At 56.1% G+C, this 21,362-nt stretch carries 21 protein-coding genes; 12 read left to right on the forward strand and 9 right to left on the reverse strand.

Annotated features, from left to right (window positions below; genetic code table 11):
* Window positions 1–144 precede the first annotated feature (144 nt).
* Both AC2Q8J_RS10225 and AC2Q8J_RS10230 read left to right on the forward strand, forming a co-directional pair.
* Window positions 145–1,203, forward strand: a complete 1,059-nt coding sequence (locus AC2Q8J_RS10225) for an NAD(P)H-dependent flavin oxidoreductase (protein WP_486451209.1) — start codon at window positions 145–147, stop codon at window positions 1,201–1,203.
* A 97-nt stretch (window positions 1,204–1,300) separates the two neighbouring features.
* On the forward strand, window positions 1,301–1,714 hold the full coding sequence (locus tag AC2Q8J_RS10230) for a DUF805 domain-containing protein (RefSeq protein ID WP_424144484.1): 414 nt from the start codon (window positions 1,301–1,303) through the stop codon (window positions 1,712–1,714).
* On the opposite strand, the gene AC2Q8J_RS10235 is transcribed toward AC2Q8J_RS10230, so the two are convergent.
* Window positions 1,711–2,376, reverse strand: coding sequence for a nitroreductase (locus AC2Q8J_RS10235; RefSeq protein ID WP_486451210.1), 666 nt, complete (start codon window positions 2,374–2,376; stop codon window positions 1,711–1,713). The two genes, AC2Q8J_RS10230 and AC2Q8J_RS10235, sit on opposite strands and share 4 nt — an antisense overlap.
* A 163-nt stretch (window positions 2,377–2,539) precedes the next feature.
* On the opposite strand from AC2Q8J_RS10235, the gene AC2Q8J_RS10240 reads away from it, so the two are divergent.
* Window positions 2,540–4,342, forward strand: coding sequence for a putative bifunctional diguanylate cyclase/phosphodiesterase (locus AC2Q8J_RS10240; RefSeq protein WP_424142599.1), 1,803 nt, complete (start codon window positions 2,540–2,542; stop codon window positions 4,340–4,342).
* A gap of 82 nt (window positions 4,343–4,424) precedes the next feature.
* Complete coding sequence (locus AC2Q8J_RS10245; protein ID WP_486451211.1) at window positions 4,425–5,195, forward strand: TSUP family transporter; 771 nt, start codon at window positions 4,425–4,427, stop codon at window positions 5,193–5,195.
* 20 nt (window positions 5,196–5,215) lie between these two features.
* On the opposite strand, the gene AC2Q8J_RS10250 is transcribed toward AC2Q8J_RS10245, so the two are convergent.
* The 6 genes from AC2Q8J_RS10250 to ectA all read right to left on the reverse strand — a co-directional run bounded on the left by AC2Q8J_RS10250 (window position 5,216) and on the right by ectA (window position 11,369).
* Window positions 5,216–6,640, reverse strand: a complete 1,425-nt coding sequence (locus tag AC2Q8J_RS10250) for a sodium/proline symporter (protein ID WP_486451212.1) — start codon at window positions 6,638–6,640, stop codon at window positions 5,216–5,218.
* A 36-nt stretch (window positions 6,641–6,676) separates the two neighbouring features.
* Window positions 6,677–7,567: a TPR end-of-group domain-containing protein gene (locus tag AC2Q8J_RS10255; protein WP_486451213.1), complete on the reverse strand. Its 891-nt coding sequence runs from the start codon at window positions 7,565–7,567 to the stop codon at window positions 6,677–6,679.
* The gene (locus AC2Q8J_RS10260) at window positions 7,555–8,994 is read right to left on the reverse strand and encodes an aspartate kinase (RefSeq protein ID WP_204994866.1); all 1,440 of its coding nucleotides are present in this window, start codon (window positions 8,992–8,994) and stop codon (window positions 7,555–7,557) included. Before AC2Q8J_RS10260 ends, AC2Q8J_RS10255 begins: the two co-directional genes overlap by 13 nt.
* Window positions 8,995–9,047: 53 nt before the next feature.
* Window positions 9,048–9,431 (reverse strand): ectoine synthase, encoded by a 384-nt coding sequence (locus AC2Q8J_RS10265; RefSeq protein WP_204994867.1) that lies wholly within the window; start codon window positions 9,429–9,431, stop codon window positions 9,048–9,050.
* A 91-nt stretch (window positions 9,432–9,522) separates the two neighbouring features.
* Window positions 9,523–10,794 (reverse strand): diaminobutyrate--2-oxoglutarate transaminase, encoded by a 1,272-nt coding sequence (gene ectB, locus AC2Q8J_RS10270; RefSeq protein ID WP_204994868.1) that lies wholly within the window; start codon window positions 10,792–10,794, stop codon window positions 9,523–9,525.
* Window positions 10,795–10,832: 38 nt separating this feature from the next.
* A complete protein-coding gene (gene ectA / locus AC2Q8J_RS10275) occupies window positions 10,833–11,369 on the reverse strand; it encodes a diaminobutyrate acetyltransferase (protein ID WP_286695278.1) in 537 nt (178 codons plus the stop codon).
* A 231-nt stretch (window positions 11,370–11,600) separates the two neighbouring features.
* Here ectA and AC2Q8J_RS10280 point away from each other — a divergent pair, with 231 nt between their 5' ends.
* The 7 genes from AC2Q8J_RS10280 (at window position 11,601) to AC2Q8J_RS10310 (ending at window position 18,226) form a co-directional block, all read left to right on the forward strand.
* The gene (locus AC2Q8J_RS10280) at window positions 11,601–12,122 is read left to right on the forward strand and encodes a MarR family winged helix-turn-helix transcriptional regulator (RefSeq protein WP_036255765.1); all 522 of its coding nucleotides are present in this window, start codon (window positions 11,601–11,603) and stop codon (window positions 12,120–12,122) included.
* A complete protein-coding gene (locus AC2Q8J_RS10285) occupies window positions 12,112–12,468 on the forward strand; it encodes a c-type cytochrome (protein ID WP_486451214.1) in 357 nt (118 codons plus the stop codon). The genes AC2Q8J_RS10280 and AC2Q8J_RS10285 overlap by 11 nt, the downstream gene beginning before the upstream one ends.
* Before the next feature lie 80 nt (window positions 12,469–12,548).
* Window positions 12,549–13,508: a YbgA family protein gene (locus tag AC2Q8J_RS10290; protein ID WP_486451215.1), complete on the forward strand. Its 960-nt coding sequence runs from the start codon at window positions 12,549–12,551 to the stop codon at window positions 13,506–13,508.
* Complete coding sequence (gene phrB / locus AC2Q8J_RS10295) at window positions 13,505–14,875, forward strand: deoxyribodipyrimidine photo-lyase (protein ID WP_486451216.1); 1,371 nt, start codon at window positions 13,505–13,507, stop codon at window positions 14,873–14,875. Before AC2Q8J_RS10290 ends, phrB begins: the two co-directional genes overlap by 4 nt.
* A gap of 104 nt (window positions 14,876–14,979) precedes the next feature.
* Window positions 14,980–15,558 carry an ATP-dependent zinc protease family protein gene (locus AC2Q8J_RS10300; protein ID WP_204994872.1) on the forward strand — a complete coding sequence of 193 codons (579 nt, stop codon included), beginning with the start codon at window positions 14,980–14,982 and terminating at the stop codon, window positions 15,556–15,558.
* Window positions 15,555–17,090 (forward strand): inactive transglutaminase family protein, encoded by a 1,536-nt coding sequence (locus AC2Q8J_RS10305; RefSeq protein WP_204994873.1) that lies wholly within the window; start codon window positions 15,555–15,557, stop codon window positions 17,088–17,090. Before AC2Q8J_RS10300 ends, AC2Q8J_RS10305 begins: the two co-directional genes overlap by 4 nt.
* Window positions 17,087–18,226: an alpha-L-glutamate ligase-like protein gene (locus AC2Q8J_RS10310; RefSeq protein ID WP_486451217.1), complete on the forward strand. Its 1,140-nt coding sequence runs from the start codon at window positions 17,087–17,089 to the stop codon at window positions 18,224–18,226. Before AC2Q8J_RS10305 ends, AC2Q8J_RS10310 begins: the two co-directional genes overlap by 4 nt.
* Window positions 18,227–18,239: 13 nt before the next feature.
* Here AC2Q8J_RS10310 and AC2Q8J_RS10315 read toward each other — a convergent pair whose 3' ends face one another.
* On the reverse strand, window positions 18,240–19,388 hold the full coding sequence (locus AC2Q8J_RS10315) for an iron-containing alcohol dehydrogenase (RefSeq protein ID WP_486451218.1): 1,149 nt from the start codon (window positions 19,386–19,388) through the stop codon (window positions 18,240–18,242).
* Between the two features lie 156 nt (window positions 19,389–19,544).
* Between AC2Q8J_RS10315 and AC2Q8J_RS10320 the strand changes: the two genes are divergently transcribed.
* Window positions 19,545–20,432: an AraC family transcriptional regulator gene (locus tag AC2Q8J_RS10320; protein WP_286840006.1), complete on the forward strand. Its 888-nt coding sequence runs from the start codon at window positions 19,545–19,547 to the stop codon at window positions 20,430–20,432.
* A 9-nt stretch (window positions 20,433–20,441) separates the two neighbouring features.
* On the opposite strand, the gene AC2Q8J_RS10325 is transcribed toward AC2Q8J_RS10320, so the two are convergent.
* The gene (locus AC2Q8J_RS10325) at window positions 20,442–21,347 is read right to left on the reverse strand and encodes a DMT family transporter (protein WP_204994877.1); all 906 of its coding nucleotides are present in this window, start codon (window positions 21,345–21,347) and stop codon (window positions 20,442–20,444) included.
* Window positions 21,348–21,362 lie beyond the last annotated feature (15 nt).

The raw sequence follows: 21,362 nt of genomic DNA on the forward strand, positions 1-21,362 counted from the left end.
AATATTTATAGCCGATGGCCTACTCATTGACAAGCAAGTCCTAAAAAACGTGGGCGAAACCGGTTTTCAATCAAGCTCGAACACCCCATGCTGCACAGGTACCCGTCAGGCGTAATACCCGAGCGCCAACCAACAGGAGAGTTTATGTTCCAGCTAGGTAATGCGCATTTTCGCCACCCAGTGATTCAAGCACCGATGGCGGGTTCGCAAGACAGTGAACTCGCGCTGGCCGTCGGCCGTGCCGGCGGGCTGGGTTCGCTGCCCTGTGCCATGCTGAGCCTCGATAAGCTGGAGCAGGAACTCCAGGCATTGCGGAGCTTGGGGAGCTATAACCTCAATTTCTTTTGCCACGATGCAGCAGCAGCCGAGCTCACTCGCAATGCCGAGAAACTCCAGCACTGGCAGCAGCTATTGCAACCTTTTTACGAAGCGTGGGAAATCGCCCCACCCGACCCAATGACACCTGCCAGCCGCCAACCCTACAGTGCGGCGCAGGCAGAGTTGCTGGCCGCGTATCGGCCACCGGTAGTGAGTTTCCACTTCGGATTGCCGAAAGCCGCTTTGCTGCGCCAAATAAAAAGCTGGGGCAGCGCCGTTATTTCAACCGCCTGCACCGTCGATGAGGCAGTGCATCTGCAGAGTGAAGGGGTAGACGCCATTATCTTGCAGGGACTGGAGGCAGGAGGGCACCGCGGTCACTTCCTGCGCGGCGACCTGGCGGGGCAGATGCCCACACTGAAGCTATTGGAAGCTTGCCGAGATAAAATTTCGCTGCCACTTATTGCGGCTGGCGGCCTTAGCACCGCCTCTGCGGTTCGCCTCGCCATTGCCTCGGGCGCCAATGCCGTACAGGCTGGCACCGCCTATTTGTTGTGCCCGGAGGCAAAAACCTCTGCGGTCCACCGCCACGCCATAACATCGGCAGCCGATGCCTCCACAGCTGAGGCAACCCAGCTGACAAATGTATTCTCCGGACGACCGGCGCGCGGACTGAGCAACCAGCTCATGCAAACCCTGGGGGCACTTCGCGACGACCTGCCCGCCTTCCCACTTTGCAGCGGCCTGCTTGCGCCGCTACGCGCGGCAGCAGAAGCGCAAAACCGAGACGACTTTTCGCCGCTATGGGCCGGAACCGCTCTGCAAGACTGTCGCGTTATGTCCGCTGCAGAGGTAACTCAGCGGCTGGTCGCGGAAACTTTCTAGGGCTGACGAGCCGCATACAAGGCTAGGAAAGCGAACACAGATCGTTGCACAATTGGACTGATCGCGAATCGCTAACAGCCTTGTCAGGGAGACAACAATGGAACCACAAAGCGCCAACCTTCGCAGCCCCTTCGACTGCTATATAAACGCATGGCGACATTACGCCGACTTTAGCGGTCGCTCACGGCGGCGCGAATATTGGTTTTTTGTGCTGTTCAATATATTGATCAGCATGGCGCTAAGCATAATCGACAGCGCTTTGGGCCTGGGCAATGCCGAAATTGGCGCCGGGCTGTTTAGCGGCTTGTACGGCTTGGCGGTGTTGTTGCCATCGATCGGCTACGCTGCGCGCCGCCTGCACGATATCGGCCGCAGCGCGTGGTGGCTGCTTGTGATCTTCATTCCGTTGCTGGGCCCCCTGATTATGCTGGTGTTTACCGTGCTCGACAGCCAGCCCGGCGACAATGCCTTCGGGCCCAACCCAAAAGGCATTGACGACCCCGGGCGCTAGGAAATCAGCGTGGCGACATCCTCCAGCGGCGCGCGATCCATAATCACCTTGTTGATCTGCTCACCGGGCTGCTCGTAGCCGAAAGACAGGCCGCAGATAATGCCGTGCCCCTCAGGCAGGTTGGCGATCTCTTTGACCGGATCGGGAAAAAAGGCGAGCGCGCCCTGGGGGATGCTGGCCAGGCCGTAATCGACGAGCAGTAACATTAGCGTCTGCAGGTATATGCCAATATCGATGGCGTTGACCGAACCCATGCCGGTGGGCATAGAAATAAATGCGACGTGCGGGGCGCCGAAGAACTGCCAGTTCTTCAACATTAGGGCCTGACGCTTGTCTTTTTCGTGGCGCTCAATGCCCATGGTGCCGTAGTAGGTCATCGCGCAGTCGAATTGCCGCTCTTTATACACGCCTTCCAAATCGGCATCGCCGGGTTTAAAGGCGGGCGAGGGTACCTTGCCACTGAGAATTTCTGTGACAATGGCATCTTCCAGCTTGTTGCGCGCCTCGCCACTCACCACCGTGATATGCCAGGGCTGGGTATTGCAGTTTGAGGGGGCGTGGCGGGCAATATCCAAAATTTCACGCAACAGTTCTTCAGGCACCGGGTCGGGCTTAAAGCCCCGAATGGAACGTCGGGCTTTTACGGCTTCAGCTACACGCATAATCTCTCACTGTCTTTGGCTCAAACGCCCTAGTCTAAACCAGTCGCGACAATGGGCAAGAGTTCACAGCCCGGTAAAATCATTATGACAGTTCGGCACCTTGTTCCTACAATACAGTAAAGGCAATTAGCGCAGACCCGCAGCAGCACTACGGAGCATACCCATGGCCCTTCGCGGCTTTTTCAACCACTACTACTCCGACGCAGCCGCCGCACGCCTGTTACGGGATGTGCGCTATATCCATATTCTGGCGGCAACAGGCGCCACCGCACTGATGATCCTGCTGAGCCAGGAGCTTCCTCGCTATTTCATTACCAGCTGGTTGAGTACCCTGCTGTGTATACAGGGCGGACTCACCCTTGTTCCACTATTATTCCGCCACTATGGCTGCACGAACACGGTAAAAAACTGGCTGGTGCCTTACGGGGCACTCAGCGCCCTGGGACACCTTACCTGGGGCTGCCTGTTTTTGACGTTTGCCGACCATTTAACGCTGTGGCAGCAGATTTTAGTGATGCTGCTTTTGTTTGTGATTCTGTCCATGTCGATGCCCATGCTGGCGCGTTTTTACCCGCTGTTTTGCCTGGATGTGGTGATGCTTGGCCTGCCGTTTTTGGCGCTTCTGGCCGAGCGGCAGGACTTTGCATGGCAACTATGGTTTGTGGCGGGGCTGCTACTAATGGGCACCCTCAGCCTGTTGTGTCGCGGCCACACTGAGGCTCAACAGCACCTGGATGCGGTAAAGCGCGACCCACTTACCGGCCTGCTAAACCGCGAAGCCTGCATTACCGCCCTGGCAAGCACAGCGGGAGAAACGCGCGGCGCGCTTATTTGCCGCCTGCACAACTATCGCGCGATCTGCGATGCTTTTGGCAATCGCGCTGGCGATGCGGTGCTACAACACTGCGCCAACAGCCTGCGCTATGTCAGCGAACAGCAAAAGCTCACTGGCCGTGTTGGCGAAAACGAATTCTTTCTACCGCTGGCCGTTGCCGACTCGACACTCTGGCAAAAACGCAGCCGACACCTGCTTCGCCAGATCGGCGCACAAATGAGCTGGGGAGAGCACCTTATCGCCCTCGATATCGGCATCGGCCTGGCGGAATTAGCGGGTACGCCCGAAGAAGCCCTGCGTCATGCACAGCTGGCGGCTGCCGTGCGCAACCCACACAGCCAGATCAACCAGTATCACCCCGAATTGTGGGACCGGCTGCAGCGCGATGTCAGTCTGCGCTCGGCACTGCAAAGCACCGCGCTATACGAACAACTAACGCTTCACTTTCAGCCTAAGAAGCAGCTGCGCGACGGCGCAATCAACGGCGCTGAGGCCCTGTTGCGCTGGCAGCATCCCGAGCTTGGGGCCATACCGCCCGACGAGTTTATCGCGATTGCAGAACAGAGCGAGGTGATCAATGACCTTGGCGACTGGGTGATCCAACAAGCCGCCAGGCACCTGGCCGAGATCCCCGGGGATGCGCCGTTTTGCATTGCCGTGAACGTATCGATGGCGCAATTTACCAGCCCGCGCTTACTGGCAAGCCTTCGCGATGCCGTCGCCGAACTGCCGAGCAATCGACGCCTGGAGTTAGAAATTACCGAAAGCGTGATGATGCTGGAGCCTTCGGTGGTTAACGATACGCTGGCAACCCTCGCCAGCCTCGGTGTCAATGTTGCCCTTGACGACTTTGGCACGGGCTACTCGTCGCTGCAGTACTTGGCAACACTGCCCATACACACGCTGAAAATCGATCGCAGTTTTGTCTCTGACCTGACTCAGGATAAACACCGAGCCGTGATCAAGGTCATTATTGAAATGGCCCATGCACTGGGTATTAAGGTTGTTGCCGAAGGCGTGGAGAGCGCCGAGCAACTGGCTGTTCTCGCGGAGTATCACTGCGACGAAGTCCAGGGTTATCACATTGCTCGACCGGCGCCATTTAGCTCGCTTGTTGCCGCACTGCGCTAATCCTGCGCTGGCCGAGTAGGCTTTGCAGCCGGTATCATGCGCCGTCACACCCTTGCGCTGCGCCGTAATTTAAAGAGCTGTAATGACCGAACTCGCACCCCTGCAATATATCCTGATTGGGCTGATTTTTGTCTGGAGTGGCTTTGTTCGCTCCGGCCTTGGCTTCGGTGGCGCCGTGCTCTCGCTGCCCTTTCTGTTGCTGGTACACAACGCACCGCTCGTTTACCTGCCGCTGATCTCCGTTCACTTACTGGTGTTTTCATCGTTAACCATCGCCCTGAATAATCGTCAGCGCCTCGGGGGCAGCAGCGCCCAGAGCACGGTGGACTGGCAGTATTTATGGAAGGCGCTGACAGTGATGATCGGCCCCAAATTACTCGGCGTGTTCGGTTTGATTACCCTGCCCAGCGGCGTACTCAGCGGTATTATTTTTAGTATCGTGATGCTGTATTCACTGAGTTATATTTTTAATAAGCCATTTCGCAGCAACAACCGCCTGGTCGATGCGGTGTTTCTAATGGCCGGAGGCTATATCAGCGGTACCTCACTCATCGGCGCGCCGCTGATCATAGCGGTGGTCGCCCAACACGTCGCCAAGGAGCGCCTGCGCGACACACTGTTTGCGCTATGGTTTATTCTGGTGACGATTAAAATGGCTGCTTTCGTCTGGGCCGGTGTCGACCTGCAGCTCATTCACCACCTCTGGTTGCTCCCCTGTGCTGCCGTTGGTCATGTTATCGGCCTGCGGGTGCACGACCGCTTGCTACAGGCCGAAACGCCGATATTTTTCCGGGTAGTCGGTAGCGTGTTGTTGGCCATTAGTGTGGTTGGTTTAGTTTCAGCGTTTCGCTAGGGCAACGCGCTACCTTCCATTCAGGAGATCGCTTCCGCCACTGGCTGCCAGCGCCGGTAAATACGACTGACCCCATACACCGCCACCCCGGCGAGAATACCGGGCAAGCCTTCATAGACCATGTTGTGAAGGTCGAAATAACGCCACAGTAGTGCCGTGCTGATCCCAACCACACTCATCGCAATACTCACGCCCTGGCCTGGGCGGCCGCCAAAAATAAGCACCAGCAACAGCGGCACAAACGCACTGGCTAATCCGGACCACGCCATAACCACCATGGCGAAAACACTTTGCGCACTGAGTAGCGCCCAAGCCAGAGCCGTGGCGGTAATACCAAACGTCGACAACTTTAGCAGCCAGGGTTTTTCAATATTGTGTGGCAACAAATCGTGGGTCAGTGCCGCCGATGAACTCAAAATTAATGAATCGGCGGTGGAGAGCGTCGCGGCAAACACCCCGGCGAGAATTAAGCCGACCAGCACCGGTGGTAAAAGCTGTTGCGCCATGGTTGGCAGAGCGAGTTCAGCGTCGAAGCTGCCGGCCTCGGGCAGGTAGAGCCGCGACAGCAAGCCAACCGACGTGGCCATTAAGTAAAAAGCGGTAAACCACAGGTAATACCACTGGCGTGCGCGGTTCATATCCCCACCTTCTCGCAGGGTCATAAACCGCACCATCACATGCGGCTGGCCAACCACGGACAGGCCGGCAAACAACCAACCCAATGCGAATAACACCGCCCCCATTACGCCGGGAAAGGCGAGATCCTGGGGAAACCAGTTCATATAATCGGGCACGTCGCGCAACTGAGAGAGGGTCACCTGCGCCCCACCGAGGCCGTCGACCGCCACCCACAACAGCAGCCCCATCGCTGAGATCATCACCATCGACTGCGCGGCATCGGTCCAGATTGATGCGCGGATGCCGCCCGCCAGGCAGTACATCAACACCAGTACGGCACCACTGACCGCCCCCGCCCAAATTGGCCAATCAAACAAGACGTGCAAGGCCTTACTACCGGCAAGCAGTTGCGCGGCGGCGTAAGCGACTAACAGCAACAAACAAATGCTTGCAGCCAGCCGTTGGTAGGCGGGTTTTGTGCCACCGGACCACGACGACAACACGCCGATATAACTGACCTCGCCGCGTTTTTCCGTCATCGTCCGCAGGCGGCGGTGCACAAAGTGGGACGCGATAAAGTCGCCACTAATCCAGCCCAACATAACCCAAAAAGCGGATAAGCCGACGGTGTAGGTATAGCCGATAACGCCAATAAACATATAGCCACTGTTATTCGTGGCCACGGCAGAAAGGCCGACGAGCCACGGCTTAACGCTATTGCTGGCAAGGTAGTAATCCTTGCTCTGGTGACTACTAAAAAAAAGAGAAGAGAGACCGATGAGGACGAATAGGCTTAAAAAAGCAATAAAACTCCAGGCAGTAAGCATAGGCTTCCTATTGTTACTGCCCGGTACCGAGCAGCGTTAAATATTATCGTTCGCTGTTGAATCAAGTAGCTCGTGGACCAAGGGGTGTTCGCGCAGTGATTCCAGTGTAGGATCTCGCTCTAACTCCTCGCGATAAGCTTCAGCCTGAGCAACCGCCTTGGAAAAGTATCGGGCAGCGTCATCCAAATTACCCATTGCCGAGTGTGCACAAGCTAGCTGATAAAAGGCGTGGCCATTGGCGTCGTCGAGGCTGAGGGCCTGATGACACAAATTAACCGCCCACTGGGGTTCACCCTGATCCAGCGCGGCATCGGCCTTGTAGGTGATGGCTTCAATATCGTTGGGGCGAATGGCAAGTATTTGATCGTAGATGCCAATTTTACCCGCCGGACTGGCCTCCTGACTGGCGCGCAACCACAGCGAGTGGATCTCCTGCGTGCGGTTGATTTCCTCGCGATTGGACTCGATGTGCTCAGTTTCTTGCTTGAGTTGCTTCTCGATCGCACGCAATCGCTTTTCGTATTCTTCAACAATTTCGGCCACTTGATCACTGGCAACACTGTGTACCTTGTCGCGAATATCGCGCAGAGAGTTCCAGCCGATCAACACCAGCGCCGAGCTGACACCGGCGATCAGATAGAAAAAGTAGGTAACCGTATTGGTGGCGTAAGACACCGCTTTATCTGCAGCGCCAAGCTCGCGATCCACCACTTCCTGAGTGAGTTCGCGGTGCTTGCGCTCCATATCCACCCGCAGCGAACGCACTTCATCGAGGATATAGCGCTCGATGAAGGGCGAGTAGAGCGGCTCTTGCAGTTGATCAATATGCTGATCAACTTGTGTGTCGCTGACCTCTTGCTCTGAGTCGGCAAACGCCATTAAGGGAAGTAGCGCTGCCACTATCCAGCACAGGGTCAAGCCACGCATATTGCCTCTCCGTGATCATGGACTTCTACTAAACAACGGTGCAGGTTGGCGACCGCTGCCTCGTAGTCATCTTCATTGATCACGAACTGCATGTCCACTTGACGCATAGACTGGTGCATAGCCAGCACACTGATATCTGCCGACGCCAATGCCGAGACCGTTTTTGCCAGCATGCCAGGCACTTTCATATCGCTGCCGATGGCGGACACAATAGCCACCTTGCGCGTACTGACCTCTGCCGTCGTAAACTCATCACTGACCGCTTTAACAATGCGCTTTACCGTTTTCAGGTTGGTGCCCAAGTAGTGGGTGATGGTGTTGGCGTTAATATCTTTGGTGATCACCGTCGCTTTAAAGCGAGAGATCGCACTTAGTATTTTCTGCTCGTAATCCCACAGCGAGCCGACCATGTCTTGGTCGAAAACTTCCAGCGCATACACTTGCTTGCGGCCCGCAATAATTTCTACACAAGGTCGCTCACTGGTGTATTCACCATCGATTAAGGTGCCGCTGTGCTCGGGTTCAAAGGTGTTTTTCACCCGCAACGGAATATTGTCCTGGCGCAGGCCCTTGGCTGCACGCGGGTGAATCGCCTCCATGCCGAGGTTGGCCAGCTGATCGGCAACATCGTAGTTAGTGCGGCCGATCGGCACCACCTTCTCGGCACCCACTAAACGCGGATCAGCACTACTGAGGTGATACTCCTTGTGAATAATCGCTTCGTCGGCCTTGCTCATCACCGCCAAACGGCTAAAGGTCATCTCGCTGTAGCCGCGGTCAAAAGTCGCCATCAAGCCTTCGCTGCAGTAGGCGTAACCGGTGACGATGGGCAGCTCTTTTTGCACATCAATTTTATCCAGCTCGCGCAGAATGTGTGCATCCAAGGGGATTGCCGACTCCATTCTCCAACCGGAAAGGTCAACAAAGCGCGCGTTAATACCGTCGCGCTGCAGCAGCTTGGCGGTATTCCAGGCACTGTGAACTTCGCCAATGCTGGCCAGCATTTCACGCACCGTTAGCAGGTGGTCTTCCAAACCAAAGTGGCCGTGCTGGCACAGGCGGTGCAAGTTGTCCATGCAGCGCTCGGCCTCGAATAAGCGGCCATCAATAAACGCATTGGCCTCATTGAGCTGCTCGGCGTCGTCGAACAACTCCTCATTAATTTGGTGCAGGGCTTTGGCCACATTGCGCAGCGCTTCCCGCCACAATGCTTCGCTGCCTTCGTCGTCGGCAAATAAACCGTAGACACCGGGGTTACCGTTGCGCTTGTTCTCCAGCAGCATGTCGGTCACACCACCGTAGGCAGACACAACAAAAATTCTGCCGTACAGGTGGTCGCCCTCGGCGCCCGCCAGGATGATATTGTCGCGCACCGCGGCGTAATCGCTCATCGACGTGCCGCCAATTTTTTCTACACTGTGTGACATTGTATTCTCCATTCGATCATTAAAAAGGACGTTTTCCGCGCGCTTTTTAACAATCAGTCAATGGGGTAAACACCATTTTCATCGTGAACTTCCTTGCCACTCAGTGGCGGATTAAATACACAGGCCATTTTCATGTCTTCGCTGCCGCCGCGAAGCAGGTGCTTGTCGTGCTTGTCGAGGATATACAGCGTACCGGGTTCAATTTTGTAGATTTTGCCGTCTTCAACCGTTTCAATCTCGCCATTGCCCGACATGCAGTACACGGACTCAAGGTGATTCTGGTAGTGAATCGGCGTTTCGGTCCCTGCAAGAATGGTGGTGATATGGAAAGAAAAACCCATATTGTCGTCTTTCAGCAGCATGCGCACACTTTGCCAATTGCCACCGTCAACTTTGCGTTCTGAATTTTCACACTCTTCTAATGTTCTTACGATCATTACTCGGTTTCCAATTTCTTTAGTCGATACAACGGTCCGCCATTACGGCGGACCCAAATCGAGCCCGGGCAGGCCCGAACACAAGGCGGGATTAAGACGCTTTCTTAACGTCTTTCAACAACACTTCCGAAACGGCATCGGCGACGATGTCCATGCCGCGAATCAGCTCGTCTTTGTCGATGGTCAGCGGGCAGAAACATTTTACGATATGCCCACGGTTACCACAGGTTTCAATTACCAGGCCTCGCTCAAAACAGGCGCGGGCGACTGCATCGGCAGTATCGCCATCGGCAAGGGCAATGCCCTGCATCATGCCGCGACCTTTAACCGCCGCGCGCGTAACGCCGTAGCGGTCAGAAATTTTCTTAAAGCGGTCGCGCACAATCGCCGACTTTTCGATGATCTCGTTAGAGAAGCTTTCATCTTTCCAGAAATGGCGGATGGCAGCCGCTGCGGTAACAAAAGCGTGGTTATTACCACGGAAAGTACCGTTGTGCTCACCCGGTGCCCACACGTCCAGGTCGGGGCGCAGCAATACAATTGCGCAGGGCAGGCCGTAGCCACTCAGCGACTTCGACATGGTCACAATGTCGGGCTTAATACCGCTGGGCTCAAAGCTGAAGAAGGTACCCGTGCGGCCACAGCCGGCCTGGATATCATCCACAATCAACAGGATATCGTGCTTGCGGCACAGTTTTTCCAGGCCGCGCAACCAATCGCTATTGGCGACATTCAAACCGCCTTCACCTTGCACACACTCCACCAGCATCGCCGCCGGCAGATCGATACCCGACGACGGATCACTAAGCAGCTTGTCCATCATCTTGATGGTGTCGGCATCGCGACCGTGGTAACCGCAGAACGGCATACGCGAAATGTCGCCCAGCGCCACACCCGCACCGCCGCGGTGATGGCTGTTACCCGTTGCCGCAACACTGCCCAGAGTCACACCGTGAAAGCCGTTGGTGAACGACACAATGGTATTGCGACCGGTCACTTTGCGCGCCAGCTTCATCGCCGCTTCAACGGCGTTGGTGCCAGTGGGGCCAGTAAACTGGAAGGTGTACTCCATATCGCGCGGCTTGAGGATGTTCTCGTTAAACGCGTCGAGGAAGTCGGCCTTGGCGTCGGTGTGCATATCCAAACCATGGGTAATGCCGTCGCGCATGATGTACTCAACCAGCGCTTCTTTGAGCACTGGGTGGTTGTGGCCATAGTTCAGCGTGCCCGCCCCGGCGAGAAAATCCAGGTATTTGTTGCCGTCAACGTCGTACAGGTATTCACCCTGCGCCTTATTAAACGTTACCGGGAATGAACGTGCATAACACTGCACTTCTGATTCAAGCTGATCAAAAATAGTCATAATAATGTCCTCTTAGCATCCTTTAATGTTGTCGACCGCTATTGTTCTAAAGGGGGTCGAGGGAAGGGTCCGATGCGAAGCAATGCCTCGCTGTCGTGTTTACCGTGGAAGTGGGCCTCGCGCTCGAACCAGATGTCGTGGTTCAGCTCGGTGTTCATATCCCGAGCGAAGCTGCGGAACAGTGCCCATGACGCCTCGTTGTCTGGCGTGATCGTCGTTTCTAAAAATCGCACATTGGCGCAGGCTGGCCGCTGCACAATTTCCTGCATCATTTTCTTCGCCAACCCCCGGCCACGTTGACTCTTATCAACCACAACCTGCCACACGAATACCGTGTCGGGCTTTGCCGGTGGAATGTAAGCGGAAATAAAGCCAACCAGTTGTCCGTTTTCTTCGACGGCAACCGAGGTTTCTGCAAAGTGGGTGCACTGCAGTAAATTGCAGTAGACCGAATTCGGATCGAGGGGGGGGCTGTTCGCCACCAATTGATTGAGTGGATAGCCATCTTCCGCCGTTGGTTGGCGAAAATTTAGCTCAAAAGCGTCCGCTGACGTCGCTTCATTTGATTTCAACACAATTTATTTGTGTTCATTGCAAACAGGGCGCAATAATGGGCAAAAATTAGACAATATTTGCCGTTTTCGGCCTGCTTATGAACTCAACCTCCCAAATAATTACTTAGTACACGAAGCATTATAACCTCGGCGCTGAACATTTTTCAAACAAAGGCTTAGAGAGCGATGCATTATAGCGATGCATTTTTGCCGCAAGCGCACTAAAATGGGCCGATTGCGAGGACATCCAACATGAAAGATGACGACAATATCGAAGAGGTTTTGATTGCTTTGCGGCGCGTTACCCGCGCCGTTGATTTGCACTCCAAACACCTGATGAAGACCTCCGGCCTGACAGCGCCACAGATGCTGATTCTGCAAACTCTGCGCGACCAGGGCGACGCCATCATTTCCGATATCGCCAAGCAGGTGAGCCTGAGCCAGGCGACCGTTACCAGCATCATAGACCGGCTGGAAAAGCGCCAGCTGGTGGTACGGGAGCGCTCCAGCCAGGATAAGCGCAAGGTGTTTGCCTGCCTCACCGAGCAGGGCGCAGAGATTATTCGCAACGCGCCAACACCGCTCCAGGAATACTTCAAGCGGCAGTTCCGCGACCTGCAGGACTGGGAACAAATGCAGATCATCAGCTCGCTACAGCGCGTTGCACAGATGATGGATGCGCAACATATTGATGCTGCACCGCTGCTGGATGTGGGCGCCATCGACCGCCAGAGTGAACATGAGCAACCGAGCTTTGGCTTCAATGAAAAATAGTCGCACGGCCGTTGTTCTTTCAGCCGTGCTGCTGGCCGCTTGCGGCAAGCCCGGCAACAAGGCGGTGATGCCATCATCCCCTGACTTAAAGACGCTCTATATTCAGAGTTGCTATAGCTGCCATAGTCGCGGCACTAAAGGAGCCCCTCGCAGCGGCAATGCCGAAGACTGGCGGCCGCGACTCGAAAAGGGCATGGATACCCTTCTGCAGCACACCGCAGGTGGCTTTAAGGCCATGCCAGCAAAAGGGATGTGCGGTAGCTGCAGTCGCGAAGACTATCGTGCGCTGATTACATTTATGGCCACGCCGCATCAAACCTCGCTTAACGCGGCCGAAAACGACTAAGCTAGAACCTCGTGGCGCTGATCTAGCGCCAATGCAAACACGTATTTTGACTCATAAGAACGTGCGCAGAGGACGCTGCTATGGAACTCCCCCACCCGATTCAAATTGGTATCAGTGCTTGCCTGCTCGGCGACCAGGTTCGTTATGATGGCGGCCACAAGCGCCTCCCTTTTGCTACCGATGAGCTCAGCCGACACTTCGACTTTGTAAAAGTCTGTCCCGAGCAGGCCATCGGTATGGGCGTACCGCGCCCAACCATCCGCCTGGTCGGCGACCCGGATAATCCGCGCTTACAGGGTAGCAAGGAAGGCCCGGATCTGGATGTCACCGAGAAAATGCAGGTTTTCGCCAGCGACACTGCCGCAAAGCTCGACCATATCAGTGGCTATATTTTTTGCGCCAAGTCGCCCAGCTGCGGCATGGAGCGCGTTCCCGTCGTCTCTGAAACGGGTCAGGGCCTCGGCAAGGTCGGCGTGGGCATATATGCGCGCAAGCTGATGGAAGCCTTGCCGCTACTTCCCGTCGAGGAAAATGGTCGCTTGAACGACCTGCCCCTGCGAGAGAACTTTGTACTGCGCGTTATCGCTTACTCTCGCTGGCAGGCCATACAGGCAGAGGGGCTGACGGTGGCCGCACTGCAGGAATTCCATCGCCGACATAAGTTTTTATTGCTCGCACACAACCAGTCTATCTATCGGCAATTGGGGCCGCTGGTTGCCGACACCCTTAGTGACAACCTAGAGAAAAGTGCCGACGAGTACATCCGCCGCTTTATGGACGCTCTGAAGAAACCCGCCAACCCCAAAAACCATCGCAACACGCTGATGCATATTCAGGGCTTTTTCAAAGACCACTTGGAAAAAGAGGACCGCGCACAATTAAGCAAGGTGATTGAGGACTACTCCAAAGGCCTGCTGCCACTGCTGGTGCCACTGGAGATGCTGGCCATGTTTTTGAAAAAGTACCAAGTAGACTACTTATTGGATCAATACTATTTCGATCCGTATCCGCGCGACCTTAAATTGCGGGTGGGTCTGTGACAGCACTGGCCTGGTTTCGCAACGACCTTCGCAGCCTCGACCACGCCGCTCTCAGCGCCGCAGTGGCAGCCGGCCCCTGCCGGGCCGTCTACTTCCTGTGCCCGGCGCAGCTCGACGAACACGGCATTGCACCGATACGTCGCCACTATTTGCGCCGCGCATTGCAGGCCTTGGCAGAACAGCTCGCCGCATTGGGAATACCCTTCGACATTATCGATGCGGCGCATTTTCGCCATGTTCCAAAGATGCTGGCGGACTACTGCCAGCAATACGGCATTGCACAAGTATTCGCGCATGAAGAGCTCCTGGTTGATGAAATGCGGCGCGATGCCGCCTGCAAGCGGGCGCTTTCAATTCCTTTGACGCTGCTTGATGATTGCCTGATTCATCCCAGCCTTGGTACCAAAGACGACGGCAGCGCCTATAAAGTGTTTACGCCGTATTCGCGCCGTGCCCGCCAGCGCTTGCGCGAGCACTTCCCACGCGTATTGCCGCGCCCCCAAGCGCAAGCGGCCGCTACGGCGACCGCCCGCATTGAGGCCTTTGGCGAAGAGCGCGACTCCGACCCCTGGCCGGTGACAGAAAAGGCGGTGCTTGATCAACTTCGCGAATTCTGTGCCCAGCGCGCCGTCAAATACAGCGACCAGCGCAATTTTCCCGCTGTCGACGGCACCTCGCGTTTATCGGCGGCCTTAGCGCTGGGCGTTATCAGCCCCAGGCAATGTTTGGCGCGCCTGCAACTGGAGTGCGGCGAGGCCATGTGGGACGCCAAGTCCAGTGCCGGAAACTGGTTTAATGAATTACTGTGGCGCGAGTTTTACCGGCAGGTGGCCTTCCACTTTCCCCAAGTGGTTAAGGGCCGCGCCTTTCAAGCCGATACCGAAAGACTACGCTGGCGCAACAAGCGCGAACACTTTGCCGCCTGGCAAGCCGGGGAGACCGGCTACCCGATCGTCGATGCCGGCATGCGCCAGCTCGCCCAGACCGGCTGGATGCACAACCGCTTGCGCATGGTCACCGCGTCGTTCCTGTGCAAACACCTCCACATTGACTGGCGCTGGGGTGAGCGGCATTTTCTCGAGCAGCTTATCGACGCCGATTTCGCATCAAATAATGGCGGCTGGCAGTGGGCGGCCTCCACCGGCACCGATGCCGTGCCTTACTTCCGCATTTTTAATCCCACCACGCAGAGTCAGCGCTTCGACGCCGATGGCGAGTTCATCAAGCAGTTTATTCCCGAACTGCGCGAGCTCTCCGGCAAGGCGCTGCACCAACCCGAAAATGTCGCCGGCTACCCCCAGGCGATTGTCGACCACAAAGAAAGTCGCGAAACCTGTTTAGCACTTTTTCAGGAAATTAGAGACTAAAGCCCGGCAAGCCCTGTTGAGACTTTAACGCTGGCGCCGTCACAGCGCGGTGTTCTATGCTAGAGAACCAACGACGACGCCACCATCGATTACCGGGAGAAGATGTGAAACTACTTCGACACAGTCTATTGATCGTTAGCGCCGCCATGAGCCTGTCGGCAGCCGCCATGTCCAATGCGCAAACCGTGAGCGAGGCGAAGACCGTCTTCGGCATCAGTGAGTATGTCTATATCGAAGAACTGGGAGTCCGCTACAAAGCCAAAATTGACACTGGTGCAGAGAGCGCCTCCATCAACGCCATTAACCCAAAAGTGAAGAAGGGGCGCGGCGACGAGCCCGACATGGTGCACTTCGACTTGGTACTGCCCAGTGGCGAGCTCAAATCCGTTTCGCAGCCATTGGAGAAACACATCCGTATTATTCGTCGGGCTGGCGACATGGATGAAGACGACAAATACTACCACCGCCGCCCAGTGCTTGAATTGACCCTGTGTATCGGTGGCACCTCTCGTAAAGTTGAAGTGAACCTGGCCGATCGCCGACAATTTTCAAAGGCCATGCTGGTCGGCTCTGACCCATTGATAGCCTTCAACGCGATTGTCGACCCCAGCGAAAAATACCTTCAAGACAAAAACGCCTGCGCAAAAAAGGCAAAAAAACTCGATAAGGAGAGCGCCGAATGAAAGGCGTCAAACTGCACGTTAAAGTGCTTGCCGCAGCCCTGCTGTTACTCGGTGCGGCGGCCACGGCTTGGCAGATTTTTGCGTTGAACATTCCGGTCAGCGCGGAGACCACCGAGCCGGTCTGGGTTATCGACACCAAAATCAGCTTTAACGCGCGGGAAAAAACGCCAGTGAAGGTGCAGATGTATCTGCCACCAAGCTGGAGTAAATTCATCACCCTTGATGAAAGCTTCATCGCTCGCAACTACGGGGTGAACATCGATGAACTAGAACAGAACCGGCGTGCTGTGTGGTCGGCGCGCCGCGCCGAAGGCCAGCAGCAACTGTTCTACCGGCTGATGCTGACCCAGCGCAGCAATACGCGCCTGTCGAATGAAGAACCCGGCCCCCAGTTTCGTGAGAGCCCCAATCTCAAAGGTGTTGAAAAAGTGGCCGTTGAGGCCCTGCTAAAACCCATTCGCGAACATTCCGCCGATATTGAAACCTTTATTCGCGAAGCCATTAAGCTGATTAATGACAGCAGCAACGACAATGCGCGGCTGTTGCTGCGCAACGACTATTCTCAGCTGAGCAAGTCCCGCGTACTCGAGCTGTTGCTGTCTTCGGCCCACATTCCCGTTGAGCAGGTGCACACCCTGCGCCTGTTAAGCAGCGGCACCCAACAGCCTGAGCTGTGGATGCGCAGCTACAATGGCCAGCGCTGGCTGTACTTCAATACCGAAACCGGCGTCTTTGGCCTGCCCGATGACCGCATTGTGTGGTGGACGGGGCGCGACCCACTGGTGAAAGTAGATGGCGGCCGACAGGTTAAGGTGGAAATTAATTCAACCCGGCAAACCATGAACTCCATTATGCTGGCGCAGAGCATTAATGAAAGCCGCCAGGAAAACAGCTGGGCGCTGTCGATGTACAGCCTGCCACTGCAGTCTCAGCAGACCTTTGAAATTATTCTGATGATTCCCATTGGAGTGATGTTGATCCTGTTCCTGCGCAACATTGTCGGCATTGAAACACTGGGCACCTTCACCCCCGTGTTAATCGGCTTGGCCTTCAGGGAAACGCAGGTGGTGTGGGGCATCATCCTCTTCACCACCATTTCCGCCCTCGGCCTGGGGCTGCGTTCCTACTTGGAGCACTTGCACCTGCAGTTACTGTCGCGGCTTTCGGTTGTGCTGACCTTCGTCGTCATTGTGATGGCGCTGATCAGTGTGCTCGGCCACCAACTGGGGCTCGACCGCGGCCTGTCGATTGCGCTGTTCCCAATGGTGATCCTGACCATGTCGATAGAGCGACTGTCGATCGTCTGGGAAGAGCGGGGCGGGCTGCACAGTCTAAAAGTGGGCATCGGCACCTTAATTGCCGCTACGCTGGCCCACTTGATGATGAGCTATGCACCGTGGATTTATTTCGTGTTTACCTTCCCCGGCGTGTTATTGATGCTAATGGCGATTATGCTGGCCATGGGCCACTACCGAGGCTATCGCATCAGCGAGTTATTCCGCTTTAAAGCAATGCTTAAGGACGGCCAATGACTTCGCTATTCAAAACCTGGAAGACCCTTCGCGAGAAGGGGATTATGGGCATCAACGAGCGCAACTCAGACTATGTGTTGCGCTATAACGCTCGCCACCTTTACCCCTTGGTCGACGACAAAATTCTCACCAAGCAAAAGGCGATAGACAACGGCATTCATGTGCCGCCCATGTACGGCATTATTGATTCCGAGAAACAAATTAGCCGGATTCGCGACATTATCGGCAGCCACCGTGACTTCGTCATCAAGCCGTCTCAGGGTGCTGGCGGCGATGGCATTATGGTGATCGCCGATCAATTCGAGGGCTATTACCGCAGCGCCGGGGGCCGCTTACTCAGCCTTGAGGATATTGAATTCCACCTGTCGGGCATACTCTCGGGAATCTACTCCCTCGGGGGTCATCGCGATCGCGCGCTAATCGAGTACCGCGTGATCCCCGACCCTATCTTCAGTGCCATCAGCTACGAGGGCGTGCCCGATATTCGCATCATCGTGCTCAAAGGCTATCCCGTTCTGGCGATGTTGCGCCTGCCCACCCGCCAGTCTGGCGGCAAGGCCAACCTCCACCAAGGCGCCATTGGCGTCGGCGTTGACCTGGCCACCGGCATCACCCTCGACGGCACATGGCTGAACAAAAAGATTCAAACCCACCCCGACACCACCAACCCCGTTCGCGGTGTTGAACTGCCGTTTTGGGAGGGCTTTATTTCCCTGGCAACGCGCTGCTATGAGCTGACCGGCCTGGGTTATATCGGAGTTGATATGGTGCTGGACAAGGATCTGGGCCCTATGATGTTAGAGCTCAATGCGCGGCCGGGGCTCAACATTCAAATCGCCAACGACACCGGCCTGTCGGCGCGCTGCCAAGCCGTCGAGGCCGAGATAGAGCGCCTGGCTAAACAAGGGCTTCACAACCCGCCACCAGAACAGCGCCTTGCGTTCTGCCAGAGCACCTTTGCCAACGCGCAGTGCGCTGCCTTAGCGAAAGAACTCGCTGAGCAACGCGCCGCACAAGAGGCGGCCGATGAAGAAGCGGCGATACGCGCGGCAAGCAAGCCGGGCGCAGACGATCCCTCAGTCGATGCCGGTATTCGGGTGCCCCAGTCGGGCAATCCACCGCCGGCCCGACAGTAGCGGCCATCGGCCCCTATGCAACCGCCTGCTCCAGAATCTCGCGGCTTTCCTTTGGCGTTATCGCGCGATTTTCACCCAGCTTGACCATGCCGTGCGCTTCCAGCTGCGCAACAATTGCATCGATCGCTGCCGCTTTGTCAGCGCCGTGCTCAGTGAGCTGCGTGGCAACACCCAGACTGTGATAAAAGTGCTCAATCGCGTCGATGCAGCGTTCAGCGAGATCTTCAGAATCTGCCAAGCCAAAGACATTGCGCGCCATTTGCTCCAGTTTGTCGCGCTTGACGGCAATTTGATGGCGCAACAATGAGGGTTGCACAATGGCCAGTGAACGACCGTGATCCACCCCATAGAGGGCGGTAAGTTCGTGGCCGATCATATGGGTAGCCCAGTCCTGCGGCACACCGCTGCCAATAAAACCGTTCAACGCCTGGTTGGCAGCCAGCATCAAGTTGGCCCGCCAGCTGTCAGCATCGCGCTCAGCGTAACGCTCGCCCAGGCTTTTAAGCGTTCTGAGCAGTGCTTCCGCATAGCCTTCCTGAACCATTGCCTCGGTGGGTAAGGTCAAATATTGCTCACACGTATGCACCCAGGCATCGACCAGGCCATTGGCAAGCTGGCGCTCGGGGAGTGTCTTCATCACGTCGGGGTCGAGCACGGCAAAACCGGGTTGAACCGCTGGCGACATAAAATTCAACTTATCGCGGGTCGCCTTTTTCGTAATCACCGAGCCACCGTTAGACTCTGAGCCCGTCGCGGGCAGGGTCAGCACGGCGCCAATCGGCAGCGCTTGTTTTACCCGGTGTTTGCCCAGCAAGATATCCCAGCCCTCGCCGTCATACAGCGCGGCGGCGGCAACATATTTAGCGCCGTCAATAACCGAGCCTCCACCGACCGCCAGAATATAATCCAGACCACTGTCTTTTACTTGAGCTACCGCTTTGTCCAGGGTCTCAACCGTCGGGTTGGGTTCGACCCCGGCGAACTCCTGCCACTGATGCTCGGCTAAGGCGCTAACCACCTGCTCATACACACCGTTGGTCTTTATCGAGCCACCACCATAGAGCAGCAAAACCTTGCGATCAGCGGGAATAGCGTCGGCGATACGGGCAATCTGGCCCTGGCCAAAATGAATTTGAGTTGGGTTCACAAACGAAAATTTCATACTAAACCTCATTGCTAACACAGGGAGTCGCGCCAACAGCAGCGCCACCATGTGATGTACAATACGAGCTATTAATGGGAATAAAAACCGCAATTACTGGATTTTATTTGCCTATTCCTGCCAAAATACAAAAAACACCCCACAAGCAATAATTCTATGAATACGATTAGTGAGCTGCTTCAGCGCTATATCAGCAGCCAATCGCTGGATACATTGGAAGGCAGCCGTAGCACGATCATTCCCGGTGTTCACATCTACCGGGCAAGCCGCGGCAGCGCCCGCCAGCCCTTTGTGTATCAGTCTGGCATTATCGTGATGGCCCAGGGCCGCAAACGCATTTATCTCAACGGCCAGCAAGTAGACTACGGCCCCGGCCGCTACCTAGTGCAAGGTGTACCGCTGCCACTCGAGTGCGAAGCACATAGCGACGGCAACTTACCCTTGCTGGGCATATCCATCAGCATTAATCCCGCATTGCTCCAGGAGCTCATTGACGCCACACCCAGCCTCGGCCAAAAGCGCGGCGATAGTGGCGACTGCGGCCTAAGCTCCGACCGTTTGAGCCCGAATATGAGCGACACACTCAAACGCTTGCTCGAGGCCCTGCTTAGCCCTCAGGACGCACAGGTTCTGGGGCCGGCAATTGTTCGAGAGTTTATCTACCGAATACTGATTGGCCCGAAGGGGCATGTACTCACCGAGCTTGCTCAACACGATGGCCACTACGCACGCGTAGCGCGGGTATTGGTGCATATGCACCGGCATTATGCCGAAGACCTGAATGTCGATGCCCTGTCTGACTATGCGGGAATGAGTCCCTCGAGTTTTCATCGCGCCTTTCGCCAGGTGACCCGAGAAACACCCCTGCAATACTTAAAGAAACTGCGCCTGAGCAAGGCGAAAGAACTAATGGCCAACGAGGGACGGCGCGCAAATGAAGCCGCAATACTGGTCGGCTACCGCAGCCCCTCGCAATTCAGCCGCGAATTCAAACGCCACTTTCAGCAGGCACCGGCGCGTATGCTCAGCCAACGTTCGGCTTAGCGATACCCGCTATTGAGGGCGCAGCCCGGTTTTTTCGACGCGCTGTGATTTACTGAATATCACCAGTGCCAAGCCACCAATAATTGCCGCCGACACCAGCAAAAAGTGCAGGGTGAAAGGCTCGGCAAGTAGCAAAATACCGCCCAATGCCGTCATTAGTGGCACGCTCAGCTGCACACTTGCCGCCGTTGTCGCCCGGAGCGCCGGCAGTGCGGAATACCATACGATATAGCCCAGCGCCGAAGCGCCAGCGCCGGATAGCAGGGCGTATACAACACCCTCTGCGCCTAACCGGGGCGGCTCAACGGCCCACATCGCCAGGCTGAGAAGCGCGGCAAAAGGCAGGGAGTAGAGGAAGTTGTGCGCAGAGATCACGCGCGGATCGCCCACCCTTCGCCCCAGCAAAGAGTAGACTCCCCACGCCGCGCCCGAGATCAACATAATGAGGTAAGCCAGCAGCGAGGGGGCGCCCTCTAATGCGCCCGTGGCACTGGGCAGCATGAGTGCCAACAGGCCACCGTAGGCAAGGAGCAGACCCAGCCATTGCAAGCCGTTAAAGCGCTCCCCGCGGTAGAAGCCGTAGCCGATCATCACCGTTTGCACCGCGGCAAATAGAATCAGGGCACCCGCGCCAGCGGATACTCGAGCGTAGGCATAGGAAAACGCGGCGGCATACGCAAACAATACAAAACCGGAGATAACGCGCGCGGATACCGGGGGAGAGACGTCGCGATGGGGAATGTTGCGCACCGCAATAATCGCCCACAACATAGCGGCGCCCGACAGCAGGCGCAGCGCTGTAAAACTGGCCGCATCTATCGTGCCGCCCAACAGCGCTGCACGACAAATAAGCGCATTGCCGGTGAAGGCCAACATCGACAGGGCGGTGAAAACAGCGATACGAAGTGGCGACATAAAACGGTCCACAAA

This window comes from Spongiibacter sp. C9W (assembly GCF_057370015.1).

What these genes read in the sequence shown, in the direction of transcription:
- AC2Q8J_RS10225 (WP_486451209.1), top strand. Translation starts at nt 145, where the DNA reads ATGTTCCAGCTAGGTAATGCGCATTTTCGCCACCCAGTGATTCAAGCA.
- AC2Q8J_RS10230 (WP_424144484.1), top strand. Translation starts at nt 1,301, where the DNA reads ATGGAACCACAAAGCGCCAACCTTCGCAGCCCCTTCGACTGCTATATA.
- AC2Q8J_RS10235 (WP_486451210.1), bottom strand. Translation starts at nt 2,376, where the DNA reads ATGCGTGTAGCTGAAGCCGTAAAAGCCCGACGTTCCATTCGGGGCTTT.
- AC2Q8J_RS10240 (WP_424142599.1), top strand. Translation starts at nt 2,540, where the DNA reads ATGGCCCTTCGCGGCTTTTTCAACCACTACTACTCCGACGCAGCCGCC.
- AC2Q8J_RS10245 (WP_486451211.1), top strand. Translation starts at nt 4,425, where the DNA reads ATGACCGAACTCGCACCCCTGCAATATATCCTGATTGGGCTGATTTTT.
- AC2Q8J_RS10250 (WP_486451212.1), bottom strand. Translation starts at nt 6,640, where the DNA reads ATGCTTACTGCCTGGAGTTTTATTGCTTTTTTAAGCCTATTCGTCCTC.
- AC2Q8J_RS10255 (WP_486451213.1), bottom strand. Translation starts at nt 7,567, where the DNA reads ATGCGTGGCTTGACCCTGTGCTGGATAGTGGCAGCGCTACTTCCCTTA.
- AC2Q8J_RS10260 (WP_204994866.1), bottom strand. Translation starts at nt 8,994, where the DNA reads ATGTCACACAGTGTAGAAAAAATTGGCGGCACGTCGATGAGCGATTAC.
- AC2Q8J_RS10265 (WP_204994867.1), bottom strand. Translation starts at nt 9,431, where the DNA reads ATGATCGTAAGAACATTAGAAGAGTGTGAAAATTCAGAACGCAAAGTT.
- ectB (WP_204994868.1), bottom strand. Translation starts at nt 10,794, where the DNA reads ATGACTATTTTTGATCAGCTTGAATCAGAAGTGCAGTGTTATGCACGT.
- AC2Q8J_RS10280 (WP_036255765.1), top strand. Translation starts at nt 11,601, where the DNA reads ATGAAAGATGACGACAATATCGAAGAGGTTTTGATTGCTTTGCGGCGC.
- AC2Q8J_RS10285 (WP_486451214.1), top strand. Translation starts at nt 12,112, where the DNA reads ATGAAAAATAGTCGCACGGCCGTTGTTCTTTCAGCCGTGCTGCTGGCC.
- AC2Q8J_RS10290 (WP_486451215.1), top strand. Translation starts at nt 12,549, where the DNA reads ATGGAACTCCCCCACCCGATTCAAATTGGTATCAGTGCTTGCCTGCTC.
- AC2Q8J_RS10305 (WP_204994873.1), top strand. Translation starts at nt 15,555, where the DNA reads ATGAAAGGCGTCAAACTGCACGTTAAAGTGCTTGCCGCAGCCCTGCTG.
- AC2Q8J_RS10310 (WP_486451217.1), top strand. Translation starts at nt 17,087, where the DNA reads ATGACTTCGCTATTCAAAACCTGGAAGACCCTTCGCGAGAAGGGGATT.
- AC2Q8J_RS10315 (WP_486451218.1), bottom strand. Translation starts at nt 19,388, where the DNA reads ATGAAATTTTCGTTTGTGAACCCAACTCAAATTCATTTTGGCCAGGGC.
- AC2Q8J_RS10320 (WP_286840006.1), top strand. Translation starts at nt 19,545, where the DNA reads ATGAATACGATTAGTGAGCTGCTTCAGCGCTATATCAGCAGCCAATCG.
- AC2Q8J_RS10325 (WP_204994877.1), bottom strand. Translation starts at nt 21,347, where the DNA reads ATGTCGCCACTTCGTATCGCTGTTTTCACCGCCCTGTCGATGTTGGCC.